This window comes from Streptomyces sp. NPDC017940 (genome assembly GCF_044328435.1).
Lineage (GTDB): Bacteria > Actinomycetota > Actinomycetes > Streptomycetales > Streptomycetaceae > Streptomyces.
In genome coordinates, this window is record NZ_JBIRHJ010000010.1 from 109,781 (window position 1) to 123,351 (window position 13,571).

General features: G+C 72.8%; 10 protein-coding genes. All 10 read right to left on the reverse strand.

The window, feature by feature from the left end; genetic code table 11:
* Positions 1-222 precede the first annotated feature (222 nt).
* The 10 genes from ACH4DX_RS31195 to ACH4DX_RS31240 all read right to left on the reverse strand — a co-directional run bounded on the left by ACH4DX_RS31195 (position 223) and on the right by ACH4DX_RS31240 (position 12,648).
* Positions 223-402: a hypothetical protein gene (locus ACH4DX_RS31195; RefSeq protein ID WP_398157568.1), complete on the reverse strand. Its 180-nt coding sequence runs from the start codon at positions 400-402 to the stop codon at positions 223-225.
* Positions 403-646: 244 nt separating this feature from the next.
* Positions 647-1,324 (reverse strand): hypothetical protein, encoded by a 678-nt coding sequence (locus ACH4DX_RS31200; RefSeq protein WP_398157569.1) that lies wholly within the window; start codon positions 1,322-1,324, stop codon positions 647-649.
* Positions 1,325-1,390: 66 nt separating this feature from the next.
* Positions 1,391-2,011: a GNAT family N-acetyltransferase gene (locus ACH4DX_RS31205; RefSeq protein ID WP_398157570.1), complete on the reverse strand. Its 621-nt coding sequence runs from the start codon at positions 2,009-2,011 to the stop codon at positions 1,391-1,393.
* Positions 2,012-2,076: 65 nt separating this feature from the next.
* Positions 2,077-4,317 carry an MMPL family transporter gene (locus ACH4DX_RS31210; protein WP_398157571.1) on the reverse strand — a complete coding sequence of 747 codons (2,241 nt, stop codon included), beginning with the start codon at positions 4,315-4,317 and terminating at the stop codon, positions 2,077-2,079.
* A 202-nt stretch (positions 4,318-4,519) separates the two neighbouring features.
* Positions 4,520-6,577 (reverse strand): phosphocholine-specific phospholipase C, encoded by a 2,058-nt coding sequence (locus tag ACH4DX_RS31215; RefSeq protein ID WP_398157602.1) that lies wholly within the window; start codon positions 6,575-6,577, stop codon positions 4,520-4,522.
* A gap of 238 nt (positions 6,578-6,815) precedes the next feature.
* The gene (gene gatB / locus ACH4DX_RS31220; protein ID WP_398123179.1) at positions 6,816-8,333 is read right to left on the reverse strand and encodes an Asp-tRNA(Asn)/Glu-tRNA(Gln) amidotransferase subunit GatB; all 1,518 of its coding nucleotides are present in this window, start codon (positions 8,331-8,333) and stop codon (positions 6,816-6,818) included.
* Between the two features lie 18 nt (positions 8,334-8,351).
* Positions 8,352-8,597 carry a hypothetical protein gene (locus ACH4DX_RS31225; protein ID WP_398123178.1) on the reverse strand — a complete coding sequence of 82 codons (246 nt, stop codon included), beginning with the start codon at positions 8,595-8,597 and terminating at the stop codon, positions 8,352-8,354.
* Positions 8,594-10,093, reverse strand: coding sequence for an Asp-tRNA(Asn)/Glu-tRNA(Gln) amidotransferase subunit GatA (gene gatA / locus ACH4DX_RS31230; RefSeq protein WP_398123177.1), 1,500 nt, complete (start codon positions 10,091-10,093; stop codon positions 8,594-8,596). The genes ACH4DX_RS31225 and gatA overlap by 4 nt, the downstream gene beginning before the upstream one ends.
* Positions 10,094-10,099: 6 nt before the next feature.
* Positions 10,100-10,396, reverse strand: coding sequence for an Asp-tRNA(Asn)/Glu-tRNA(Gln) amidotransferase subunit GatC (gatC, locus tag ACH4DX_RS31235; protein ID WP_030568011.1), 297 nt, complete (start codon positions 10,394-10,396; stop codon positions 10,100-10,102).
* Positions 10,397-10,527: 131 nt separating this feature from the next.
* Entirely contained in the window at positions 10,528-12,648 is a 2,121-nt protein-coding gene (locus ACH4DX_RS31240) for a putative bifunctional diguanylate cyclase/phosphodiesterase (RefSeq protein WP_398123219.1), read from the reverse strand.
* Positions 12,649-13,571 lie beyond the last annotated feature (923 nt).

Genomic DNA, 13,571 nt, shown 5'->3' on the forward strand with positions numbered 1-13,571 from the left:
CAGCGCGTTTTCCGGCGGGCGAAACCGGGCCGGGCTCCTGGGCCGAGACCCGGGCCTGGTGACGGAGGTGGGCCGGGGCCGAGGCCCGGGCCAAAGCCCGGGCCGGGGCCGGGGCGCCGTCGGGTGGCGTACGCGGCAGACCCGACGGCCCACCCGATGGCACACTCGGCGACGGCCCCGGTGGCGGCCCCTGCGGCGACTCCGACGACACCCCCGCGGTCGTCATGCCGCGCGCGTGAAGCGGTCCGCGTCCCGCGGCGCGCTCACCCGCCCCCCGGCTTCGTGGCCGCCGTCGCGGCGGGAGGCACGGCGGGCCCGGCGGGCCTCCCGTACGAGGCGGTCGTGCTGGGCCTCCCGGGCCAGCTCGGCGGTGCGGATCTGGTGCAGTTCGTACTCGAACATGGTGTCCCCCTGGTGGACCGGTGGTGTGTTCCGCGGTCGCTCGCCGCGACCGTGCTCGCTTGCTGCGATGGGTCCACTGTCGTCCGTGAGGGGGGTGCGGCACATCGGGAGCCTGCCGCATCTCGGGGCGGGCGGGGGCCTTAGGGGTGGGGCCGCACCGCCTTAGGCCCCGGTCCTCAGGGTCTGAGGTGCCGGGGCCGGGGGCGGGGCCGGGGTCGGGGGCCTTAGGGTGCGGCGGTTTCCGTCAACTCGTCGACGGGAGCCCGAGCAGCAGGTCGGTGTACTTGGCGAGCGCGAGGACGAGACCGATCACGCCGAGCGCGACACCGCCCCACGCCACCGACTTGATCCACGGCGCCTGTACCCGCCGCGGGTCGCCGAACGCCGGGCGCAGCAGCACGCCGACGCCGACCACCAGCGCCGCGAGCGCGAAGAGTCCGCCGATCAGCGCGGTCGTCTTCCACGAGTCGCCGTACACCTGCTGGACCTGGTCGGCCACGCTCGCGCTCTGCGAGGTCTTGAGCTGGCCGATGAGCGACTCGCGCGCGGACGCGACGGTGCCGAGCCAGCCGCCGGAGAGACCGACGACGCCGAGGGCCGCGGCGACGACGGCACCGGCGCCCTGGCCGACCCCCGCGGACGCCGCCGCGGGCTCACCGAACGCCTCCTCCGCCTCACTGTCCTCCTCGGACACGCCGTCGGACTCGTCGTCGGACTCGTCGTACGCTGCTTCGCCCGCCGCGGCGTCGGCGGCGTCGGCGGCGTCGGCGGCGTCGGCGTCGGCTGTCCCCGCGGCTCCGTCGCCGCTCTTGGCGACCGCGGCGGCCGGGGGCCTCTCGGGGTCCTTGACGTCGGCCCCGGGGGCGCCGTCGGCGCCTGCCGCGGAAGTGTCCGCGGTCTCGTCAACTGCCTTGGTTCCCATGCCCCGCACCGTACGGACGGAGTCTGAGAACTCCCTTACCGCCACCGCCCCATTCTGAGAACCGCCTTAACGCGACTCCTGCGCTTCCTGCGCCTCCTGCTGCCCCTGCTGCTCCCGGGCCCCCTCCGCCTCCCGAGCGGCCCGAGCCGCCCGCCACTCCGGCGCGAGCACCGACCACACCTCCATGTCGTGCCGGATCCCCTGCCAGGGGAAGCTCTCCCGCAGCACCCCGTCCCGCACGAAGCCGAGCCGCTTCGCCAGGTTCTTGCTGCGTTCGTTGCGCGAGGACGCAAGCCACTCCACGCGGTGCATGCCGCGCCGGTCGACCGCCCAGTCGACGATGGCGCGCGTGGCGTTGGTGATCAGGCCGCGGCCCGCGGCGGACGGCTCGAGCCACACGCCGACCTCGCACGACTCGTTGACGGTGTCGAAGACGCGGAACAGCACCCCGCCCACCAGCGTGCCGTCGAGCCAGATCCCGTAGAAACGGCCGGTGTCCGCGGCCTGCCGTTCGGCGAAGCGCTGGAGGTGGGCCCGCGCCGACTCCAGGTCCGTGACCGCCACCGTGAACGGGACCCAGGGGCCCGCGTACTCGCGCGCCCGCTCCACATGGGCCAGGAGCTCCTCGGCCTGCCAGGGCTCGATCGGCCGCAACTCGGCCCCTTCTCCCACGGATATCGCGAACATCCCCGCTCCTCACGCGTTCCGGCACACCGGCGCGCCCTACCGCGCGCCCCCGTGCCGCTCGACGGTCACATCGGCAGGCGCGAGGGTTCGTCCTGCCGATCGCGCCGTCCGGGGATCCTCGCACGCGGCCGGGTTTCTGGCACCTCGATACTGATGCGCGGCAGCCAACGCTCCAGGCGCTTGGGCAGCCACCAGTTGGCGCCGCCGAGCAGATGCATCAGGGCCGGGACCAGGAGCGTACGCAGGACGAAGGCGTCGAGGGCCACGGCCGCCGCGAGGGCGATGCCGAACATGGCGATCACCCGGTCCCCGCTGAGCACGAACGCGAGGAAGACCGAAATCATGATCACGGCCGCGGAGTTGATGACGCGGCTGGTCTCGGCGAGGCCCACCCGGACCGCGACGCGGTTGTCACCGGTCTCCAGCCACTCCTCGTACATCCGGCTGACCAGGAACACCTGGTAGTCCATGGACAGGCCGAAGAGGACCGACACCATGATCACAGGAAGGAAGGGCTCGATCGGGCCCGCCCTGCCGAGCCCCATCAGCTCGCTCCCCCAGCCCCACTGGAACACCGCGACGACCACCCCGAACGACGCGGCCACGGCCGCCACGTTCATCACGGCCGCCTTGAGCGGGATCCCGACGGAGCGGAACGCGAGCAGCAGCAGGACACAGCCGAGGCCGATCACGACGCCGACGAACAGCGGGAGTTTGCCGACGATGACCTCCGCGAAGTCGTCGTAGCCGGCGGTCACACCGCCCACGTGCACATCGAGCGAGGTGCCGGTCTCGGCCCGGGGCAGCACGTCGGAGCGCAGCCGGTCGACGAGGTCGCTGGTCCGCTGGGACTGCGGCGCCGAGTCCGGGACGACGGTGAGGAAGGCCGCGCCGTCGCCGCCCGCGTACGCCACGGGGCTCACCGAGTCGACACCCGGTGTGGACTTCAGGGTGGCGCCGAGGTTGTCGAGGGCGAGGCGGTCCCCGGCCCCGTTGATCTCGCTGACCAGGGTGAGGGGGCCGTTCACGCCGGGGCCGAAGCCGTCGGCGAGGAGGTCGTAGGCCTGCCGGGTGGTGGCGGCGGACGGGTTGTTGCCCTGGTCGGAGGTGCCGAGGTGCAGCGAGAAGGTGGGCACGGCGAGCAGCGCGATCACGGTGACGGCGACCCCGCCGAGCGCCTTCGGATGCCGCTCGACGAACGCCGACCAGCGGGCCGCGAGACCGGTGGGCACCTCGGGTCCGGGGCCGCGCTCGGCGAGCCTGCGCCGCTCGCGGCGGCTGAGGGCGCGCGGGCCGATGAAGGAGAGCAGCGCCGGGAGCAGCGTCACGGACGCGGCGACGGTCAGGACCACGGTGAGCGAGGCCGCGATGGCGACGCCGTTGAGGAAGCTCAGGCGCAGGATCAGCATGCCGAGCAGGGCGATGCACACGGTGGCGCCCGCGAAGACCACGGCTCGGCCGGTGGTGGCGACGGCCCGCTCGGCCGCCTCGGCCACCGGCAGACCGCGTTTGAGGCCCTTGCGGTGCCGGGTCACTATGAACAGGGCGTAGTCGATGCCGACGCCGAGCCCGATGAGGGTGCCGAGCATCGGGGCGAAGTCCGCGACCGTCATGACGTGCCCGAGCAGCACGATGCCCGCGTACGCCGTGCCGACGGAGACGACCGCCGTCGCGATGGGCAGGAGCGAGGCGGCCAGGGAGCCGAAGGCGAGGAAGAGGACGACCGCGGCGACGGCCACGCCGACGATCTCGGCGGTCTTGGCGCTCTTGGACTCGGTCAGACCGATCGCGCCGCCGCCGAGCTCGACGTCGAGGCCGTCGGCCGCGGCGGACCTCGCGGTGTCGACGAGGGCCTTGGCCTGCGCCGGTTCGATGGAGTCGAGCTGTTCGCGGAAGGTGACGGTGGCGTAGGCGGTGCGGCCGTCCGCGCTGATCCGGGCGGCGCCCCCGGCGCCCCCGGTGCCGTCCGCGCCCCCGTCCGCGTAGGGGCTGGCGACGGAGGCGATTCCGGGCAGCTCGGCGATCCGGTCGAGGGTCTCGGTCATGGTCTGCTCGACGGCCGCGGCGCGCACCGACTGGTCCGCGCCGGTGTGCCAGACGACGAGGTCGCCGTCCCCGCCGAGGTCGGGGAAGGCGTCGGCGAGGAGCCGGGACGCGCGGTCGGACTCCGTACCCGGAACCTCGTAGTTGTTCGAGTACGCGGAGCCGACAGCGGCGGCCGCGGCGGCGGTGGAGCCGAGGGCGAGGAGCCAGAGCAGTACGGCGAGAAGGCGGTGCCGGACGCACCACCGGGCTAGTGCTGCCACGAACTGGCTCCCTGGGTGATCGCGGATCTTCAGTGGGGTCGCCGTGACCCCCACTGAAGATCTTCGCTTATGCCGCGATCTTCACCGAAGTGGACATGACCCATGCGCAGACACTTTGACACCACTCGGAGATCCTTGGTCCGTTTCGTGGCATTGCTCACAAGGTCACAAGGCGTGTCGCGCGCGCCGGGGGATCAGCCCGTCAGCCCGAGACGCTCGCGCGCCCGTTCTCGATGTGTCCCATCAGACGGCGCCGGAAGCCCGTGTCGCCCTCGGCGGTCACCTCGACGTCGTACCAGCCGCGCTCGTCACCGGTCGCCCAGGCGATGGTGCGGCTGCTGCCCGCCTTGATCCGTACCGTGCGGGTCCGCCGCCGTACGTCCGACTCCTCCACGTAGCCGAGCGGCCGGACCGTGAAGACCAGCGGCGCCTTGCCCCGGTTGGCCAGTGTGAGGTGGATCTCGCGCCGGGTGATCGCCGAGGAGAGGGCGGCAGCGCCTTCCCGCTGTCCCGCGAACTCGCGGCGGAACCCGTTCGGCCCGGTGACGGTGAAGTGGTAGGCGTCGCTCCCGGGCAGGGCCCAGGAGCCCTCGTGCGCCACGTCCTGGTGCTGCGGTACGGGGAACTCCGCCGCGTACGGGTACAGCGCGAAGTGCGCGCTGCGTCGGCCGCCGTTGCGAAGGCGCACCTTCAGGGTGCCGTCCTTGGCGCGCTTGAGGTCGGCGTCCGGCTGGTACGGCAGCGGGCGCGCCCGGCGCAGGCCGGGCTCCTGGACCGGCATCGTCTGCTTCTCCGGCGGCTTCGGCCGCCAGCGCCCGGAGAACACGGGGATCTCGCCGGGCTGCTCCACCTCCGGCTGGCGGTAGCCGCGGTGGAAGTCGAAGGCGCTGGTGAGGTCGCCGGCGACGGTGCGCCGCCAGTCACCGATGTTGGGCTCGCGCACGCCCGTCCACTTCTCCAGGAAGCGCACGACGGAGGTGTGGTCGAAGACCTCGGAGCACACATAGCCGCCGACGGTCCACGGCGACACGACGAGCATCGGCACCCGGGCGCCGAGTCCGGTCGGCCGGCCCTCCCAGTACTCCTCCTGGTTGCCCGCCGCGGGCACGGGCGGCGGCACGTGGTCGAAGAAGCCGTCGTTCTCGTCGTAGTTGATGAAGACGGCGGTACGCCGCCACACCTCGGGGTGCGAGGCGAGCGCGTCGAGGATCTTGTACACGATGGTGGCGCTGTGGATGGGCGAGGACACCGAGGGGTGCTCGGAGTCCAGGGCGGAGGGCACCAGGTAGCTGACCCGGGGGAGCTTTCCGTCCGCGACGTCGGCGGCGAAGGTCTCGGCCAGCCTGCCGGTGGGCACCCGGCGAAGGCCCCGCTCGAACAGGGACCGCTCGCGCCTGCTCAGCGTCTTGACGCCGTTGTCGAGGGCGGCGAGCAGCCTGCCCCGCTCCGCCTCGTCCTTGGCGTCGCGGACCTTGGCGTAGAAGGCCTCCATGTAGGTGTGGCCGGTCCCCGCGAGGGCCTTGCGCGCGATCGCCTTGAAGGTGGTGAAGAACTCGATCTGGTTGTCGGTGAAGTTCTCCCACTCGGTGTACGTCTGCCAGCTCACCCCGGCCTTCTCCAGGCGCTCCGCGTAGGTGCTCCAGCCGTACCCGGGGTGTCTGCCCTCGTCGTACGCGTCGTTGCCGACGGCCCGCTTGCCGTTCGCCTCGAAGCCGGTCTTACCGCTCCACAGGTGGTTGCGGTTGGGGCTGGTGGAGGTGTGGATGGAGGAGTGGTAGGCGTCGCAGACGGTGAAGGTGTCGGCGAGCTCGTAGTGCAGCGGGATGTCCTTGCGCGTGTAGTACGCCATCGTGGCGGCGGTCTTGGCGGTGACCCAGCCGTCCATCCAGCCGTCGCGCCAGGCTTTGGCGCCGCCGCTCCAGGAGTGGTCGAGGTCGCCGATGTACTGGAGGTCCTTCTGCTGGGCGGCGGCGGCCTCGCGGATCGGGAAGGGCAGCACGGTGCTCGGCCCGGCGGGCTGCTCGAAGACGCTCCTGCCGCCGGGCAGTCGCAGGGCGTTGCGGTCGGAGAAGCCGCGCACGCCGCGCAGGGACCCGAAGTAGTGGTCGAAGGACCGGTTCTCCTGCATCAGGATCACCACGTGCTCGATCGCGCCGAGCCCGCCCTTCGGCGGTGTCTTCGCGAGCGCCTCCTGGAGGGAGGGGGGCAGGAAGGACCCCACCGCGGCGGTCCCGAGAGCGCCACCGCCCACCGCCATCATCCGCCTGCGCGATATCTCCGCCACGCCCAACCTCCAGTCGACACCCAATGGTTGTCCATTGACCCATTGGCTTCTTGAGCTGGGACGGTAGTGACTTCCGATGGCACGGGGAAGGCCAAGGACCGAAGTCGCGGTGAACGCCTTCCGCTTGCGCGAGAGGGGCCCCGCGACACGGAGGTCGCGGGGCCCCTCTCGGGTGCGCCGTCGCTACGGAGAAGCTCCGGTGCGGCTGCGGACGTCAGCCCTCGACGCCCAGCTGCTGAAGGATCAGCTCCTTGACGCGGGCCGCGTCGGCCTGGCCGCGGGTGGCCTTCATGACGGCGCCCACCAGCGCGCCGACCGCCGCCACCTTGCCGCCGCGGATCTTGTCCGCGATGGCCGGGTTGCCCGCGATGGCCTCCTCGACGGCGGTGGTCAGCGCACCCTCGTCGGAGACGACCTTCAGGCCGCGCTTCTCGACGACCTCGTCGGGCGTGCCCTCGCCCTTGAGGACGCCGTCGATGACCTGGCGGGCCAGCTTGTCGTTCAGCTCACCGGCGGCGACGAGCGCCGAGACGCGCGCCACGTGCTCCGGCGTGATCGGCAGCGAACCGAGGTCCACGCCCTGCTCGTTGGCGTTGCGGGCCAGCTCGCCCATCCACCACTTGCGGGCGGACACGGCGTCCGCGCCCGCGTTGATGGTGGCGACGATCGGGCCGATCGCACCGGCGTTGAGGATCGACTGCATGTCGTGGGCGGAGACGCCCCACTCCTCGCGCAGCCGGTTGCGCTGGGTCAGCGGCAGCTCGGGCAGCTCTGCGCGCAGGGCCTCGACCCACTCGCGGGACGGGGCGACCGGGACCAGGTCGGGCTCGGGGAAGTAGCGGTAGTCCTCCGCCTCCTCCTTGACCCGGCCCGAGGTGGTGGAGCCGTCGTCCTCGTGGAAGTGCCTGGTCTCCTGCACGATCGTGCCGCCGGCGTCGAGAACCGCGGCGTGCCGCTGGATCTCGAAGCGGGCGGCGCGCTCCACCGAACGCAGCGAGTTGACGTTCTTCGTCTCGGAGCGCGTGCCGAACTTCTCCCGGCCGTGCGGGCGCAGCGACAGGTTCACGTCGCAGCGCATCTGGCCCTGCTCCATGCGGGCCTCGGACACGCCGAGCGCCCTGATGAGCTCGCGCAGCTCGGCGACGTAGGCCTTGGCGACCTCGGGGGCGCGCGCACCGGCACCGACGATCGGCTTGGTGACGATCTCGATGAGCGGGATGCCCGCGCGGTTGTAGTCGAGCAGGGAGTGCGAGGCGCCGTGGATACGTCCGGTGGCGCCGCCGACGTGCGTCGACTTGCCGGTGTCCTCCTCCATGTGGGCGCGCTCGATCTCCACGCGGAAGACCTCGCCGTCCTCCAGCTGGACGTCCAGATAGCCGTTGAAGGCGATCGGCTCGTCGTACTGGGAGGTCTGGAAGTTCTTCGGCATGTCCGGATAGAAGTAGTTCTTCCGGGCGAAACGGCACCACTCGGCGATCTCGCAGTGCAGCGCGAGACCGATCTTGATGGCGGATTCCACGCCGACCTCGTTGACGACCGGCAGGGCGCCGGGCAGGCCGAGGCAGGTGGGGCAGGTCTGCGTGTTGGCGTCCGCGCCGAGCGCGGTCGAGCAGCCGCAGAACATCTTCGTCTTGGTGCCGAGCTCGACATGGACCTCGAGGCCCATGACCGGGTCGTACGTCGCGAGCGCGTCCTCGTACGGCACCAGATCGGGGGTGGTCGTGACAGTCACGGTGTTGGAACTTCCCTCTCAGCCGAGCAGAACGTCGTCGTCGCCGATGCGCTTCAGCTCACGCACCAGGATGGCGATGCCGGTGACGATGGCGGCGGCGGAGACGACCGCGTCGACGAGCTGGAGCGTGTCGCGCTCGGAGCGGGCCTTCCTGACCTGCTTGAGCGTGCTGAGCGCGCCGAACGCGGTGGTGCCGATGGACAGATACGTGCCGGTCCTGGACTTCCTGAAGCCCTTGGCCTTGGACAGTGCCTTGTTGCTCACAGCGACGGTGCCTCCTCATGCAGCGGGTGGCCCCACTTTTCCACGAAGGCGGCCTCGACGGCCGCACCCACCCGGTAGAGGCGCTCGTCCTTCATGGCGGGGGCGATGATCTGGAGCCCGACGGGCAGACCGTCCTCCGGCGCGAGGCCGCAGGGCAGCGACATGGCGGCGTTGCCCGCGAGGTTGGTCGGGATGGTGCACAGGTCCGCCAGGTACATCGCCATCGGGTCGTCGGCGCGCTCGCCGATCGGGAAGGCGGTGGTGGGCGTCGTCGGCGAGACGATCACGTCGACCTGCTCGAAGGCCTTCTCGAAGTCCCGGGTGATGAGGGTGCGGACCTTCTGGGCACTGCCGTAGTACGCGTCGTAGTAGCCGGAGCTGAGTGCGTACGTACCGAGCATGACGCGCCGCTTGACCTCGTCGCCGAAACCGGCCTCGCGGGTGAGCGCGGTGACGTCCTCGGCGGACTTCGTGCCGTCGTCACCGACGCGCAGGCCGTAGCGCATGGCGTCGAACCGGGCGAGGTTCGAGGAGCACTCGGAGGGCGCGATCAGGTAGTACGCCGAGAGGGCCAGGTCGAAGGAGGGGCAGTCCAGCTCGACGATCTCCGCGCCGAGGCCCTTCAGGAGCTCCACCGACTCGTCGAAGCGCTGCACGACACCGGCCTGGTAGCCCTCGCCGCGGAACTGCTTGACGACACCGACGCGCATCCCGGCGACCGAGCCGTTGCGGGCGGCCTCCACGACCGGCGGCACCGGGGCGTCCACGGACGTCGAGTCCAGCGGGTCGTGCCCGGCGATGACCTCGTGCAGCAGGGCCGCGTCGAGGACGCTGCGGGCGCAGGGCCCGCCCTGGTCCAGGGAGGAGGAGAACGCCACCATGCCGTAGCGCGAGACGCCGCCGTACGTCGGCTTGACGCCGACCGTGCCGGTGACGGCCGCGGGCTGGCGGATGGAGCCGCCGGTGTCCGTGCCGATGGCGAGCGGGGCCTCGTACGCGGCGAGCGCGGCGGACGAACCGCCGCCGGAGCCGCCGGGGATCCGGGTCAGGTCCCAGGGGTTGCCCGTGGGTCCGTAGGCGCTGTTCTCGGTGCTCGACCCCATGGCGAACTCGTCCATGTTGGTCTTGCCGAGGATGACCACGTCGGCGGCCTTCAGGCGCTTGGTGACCGTCGCGTCGTAGGGCGGGATCCAGCCCTCGAGGATCTTGGACCCGACCGTGGTCGGGACGCCCTCGGTGGTGAAGATGTCCTTCAGGGCGAGCGGGACACCCGCGAGCGGGCCGAGCTTCTCGCCCCGCGCGCGCTTGTCGTCGACGGCGCGGGCCTGCGCGAGCGCGCCCTCACGGTCGACGTGCAGGAAGGCGTGCACCTTCTCGTCGACGGCGTCGATCCGGGCCAGATGGGCCTCGGTGACCTCCACGGCCGTCAGCTCGCCGGCGGCGATCCTCGCGGCGATCTCGGCCGCGCCCAGCTTGATGATGTTGCTGTCCGTCATGACTTGTTAGTCCTCCCCCAGGATCTGCGGCACCTTGAAACGCTGCTGCTCCTGGGCCGGGGCTCCGGAGAGCGCCTGCTCGGGGGTGAGCGACGGACGGACCTCGTCCGCGCGCATGACGTTCGTCAGCGGCAGCGGGTGGGAGGTCGGCGGTACGTCTTGGTCGGCGACCTCGGAGACGCGGGCGACCGCGCCGATGATGTCGTCGAGCTGACCGGAGAAGTGATCGAGCTCCTCCTCCTTCAGCTCCAGACGTGCAAGGCGGGCGAGGTGTGCGACCTCCTCGCGCGTGATGCCAGGCATGCAGCGATCCTCAGGGGTGAGTGTGATGGGTTCACCCCCAATCCTATGGGGCGGTCCGCACTGCCCGCGCCCGACTTCCTCGCGGGGCGGGGCGGGGGCGGTCCGTGACCGCGCGGGACGGTGCCCGCGGGCTACGGGATCGCGCGGCTCGGGGAGGAGGGGGCCGGGTCGGGGGGCTGCGGACCGGAGGCGTCCTCGGGCGGGTTCACGGTCCTGTGCCAGCCGCGTTCACCGCGCGTGCGCAGCCACGCCGTCATCTCGTTCGGCGGCATCGCGGCGGCGACCAGCCAGCCCTGGACCGCGTCGCAGCCCATGTCCCGCAGGCGCTCCCAGGTCTCGTCGTCCTCGACGCCCTCGGCGACCACGAGCAGGCCGAGGGAGTGCGCGAGGTCGACCGTACAGCGCACGATCTCGGCGTCCTCGTTGTCGACGGCGAGCCGGGCCACGAACGACCGGTCGATCTTCAGCTCGCTGACGGGCAGACGGCGCAGGTGGACCAGCGAGGAGTAGCCGGTGCCGAAGTCGTCGAGGGACATCTTCACGCCGTGCCCGGTCAGTCCGGCGAGGGTGTCGGCGGCGCGCTGCGGGTCCTCCAGGAGGACGTGCTCCGTTATCTCCAGCTGGAGCGCGCCCGGGGGCACCCCGTGGCGGGCGAGCCGCGCGGCGACGGATCCCGCGAAACCGGGGGTGTGCACGTCGCGCGGCGACACGTTCACCGCGACCGGCACGTACAGGCCCTGCGCACGCCACCTCGCGACCTGGGCGAGGGCGGACTCCAGGACGTACTCCGTGAGGTGCGGCATGAGCCCGGACGACTCGGCGATGGCGATGAACTCGTCCGGCGGCACCTTGCCGCGCTCGGGGTGCACCCAGCGCACGAGCGCCTCCAGGCCGGCCACGTGCCCGTCGAAGCGGACCTTCGGCTGGTAGTGCAGCTCCACGTCGCCGGCGTCCAGGGCGCGGCGCAGATCGCCGAGGAGGCCGAGCCGGTCGGGGGTGTTGGAGTCCCGCTTGGACTCGTACACCTCGACGCCCGTACGGTCCCGCTTGGCCTGGTACATCGCCACGTCCGCGCGGCGCAGCAGCCCTTCGGCGTCCAGGGCGTGGTCGGGGAAGACGGCGAGTCCGGCGCTGGCCTCCAGGACGAGGGTGAGGCCGTCCAGGTCGAGGGGCGAGCCGAGGGCGGCGACCAGGGAGCGGGCGACGCGCGTGGCCGACGTCGTGGAGTCCGCGACCGGGAGCAGCACCGCGAACTCGTCGCCGCCGAGCCGGGCCGCCTCCGCGCCGCGCGGCAGCGCGAGCCGCAGCCGGTCGGCGATCTGAAGGAGCAGCCTGTCACCCGCGAGGTGGCCGAGGGTGTCGTTGACCGAACGGAAACGGTCCATGTCGATCAGCATCAGGGCCGAGCGCGCACCGATGCGTTCCGCGTCGTCGAGGGCCGCCCAGGTGCGCTCAAGGAGCCACTGCCGGTTGGGCAGTCCGGTCAGCGGGTCGCGCAGCTGCTCCTCGGCTCGGGCCCGTGCGATCCACAGCGTGGAGTCGAGGGCGACGAGCGGGATGGTGAACAGCGGCAGGAGCAGCGGCAGCGACATCGCGACCACGCAGATCAGCGGGGCGATGCCGAGCAGGGCCACGCCGAGCAGGCTCTGCCGGACCAGGGCGGTCCTGGTGACCGTGGGCAGGGCGCCGGTGCGCGGGGCGTGCACGTACCAGAGCAGGACCCGGGTGACGGCGAGGTACGCGACCGCGACCAGGGCGACCTCGGGCGCCGTGTAGAGGTCCCAGCTCTCCGGGTTCCAGGGGGAGTCGGCGGACGGCGCGGTGCCGAACGCGGCCATCGTGAGGGCGCCCGCGCCGATGCCGAGGATGTCCACGGCACCGTGCAGCACTCCCTGTCGCCAGCGGTGGCGGCGGGCGACGCCCACCAGGACGACGACGGTGAGGCTGACCATGCCCGCGGGCATCCAGCCGTACAGGAGCAGGACCGCCACGGTCAGCGCGCCGCCGGAGCCGGTGCCGCCCCACCAGCGGTCGCGGCCGAGCGCGACGAGGTGGCCGACGATGAGGCCCGTCAGGATGGCCAGGGACCAGCCGACCGTGCCGGAGGGGAAGAGCGCGTGGCCGCCGGTGAAGGCGTGGAAGAAGCCCGTGCCGAGGACGACCGCGGCCGCCGCGACGACGGCCGTCGGCAGCAGCTGCCAGCTTCCGCGGCCGCCCTCGTCGTCCCCGCCGTCCAGGCCGCCGCCGTCCAGGCCCGGGGCCCGCGGGTCCGCGCCCCGAGCGTCCGCCGCCCTGGCCCCACGCCACAGCCCGCGGCGCGCTCCGCCGCCCGAGACCTCCGCCGCCACACCGTCGCGCGCCGCACCCCGGCCCACCGCACCGCCCCCGGCACCCGTCTGCGCCACGCCTCGGGCCGCCAGGCCGTCCCCGGCGCCTGTCTGCGCCACGCCCCAGTCCACCGCGCCGTCCCCGACACCCGTCTGTGCTGTGCCCCGGCCCACCGCACCGCCCCCGGCACCCGTCTGCGCCGTGCCTCGCGCCGCCACGCCGTCCCCGGCACCGGTCCGCGCTGCACCCCGGTCCACCGCGCTGTCCCCGACACCCGTACGCGCCGTACCTCCGGCCGCCACGCCGTCCCCGGCACCGGTCCTTGCCGTATTGCGGGCCGTCACGCCGTCCCCGGCGCCCGCCTGTGCCGCGCCCCAGTCCACCGCGCCGTCCCCGACACCCGTCTGTGCCGCGCCCCGGCCCACCGCACCGCCCCCGGCACCCGTCTGCGCCATACCCCGGGCCGCCACGCCGTCCCCGGCACCGGTCCGCGCTGCACCCCGGTCCACCGCGCTGTCCCCGACACCCGTCCGCGCCGTACCTCCGGCCGCCACGCCGTCCCCGGCGCCCGTCTGTGCCGCGCCCCAGTCCACCGCGCCGTCCCCAGCGCCGGTCACCACACCCCGCACGCCTGTGGCGTCCTCACCTCCGGCGAAGCCGCCGTCGCCCTGCACCGCGCCCCGGCCGGGCACCGCGTCCCCGCCACCGGACGTGACGGTCCGGGCAGCGGCGGGGCCCGTCCCGCCGTCAGCCGCGCCGTGCCGGACGCCGCCCGTGCCGGACGAACCTGGCCCGCCTGCGGCCGCCGCACCGTTGACCGCGCCGACGACCGCGCCCGTCGTCGTCC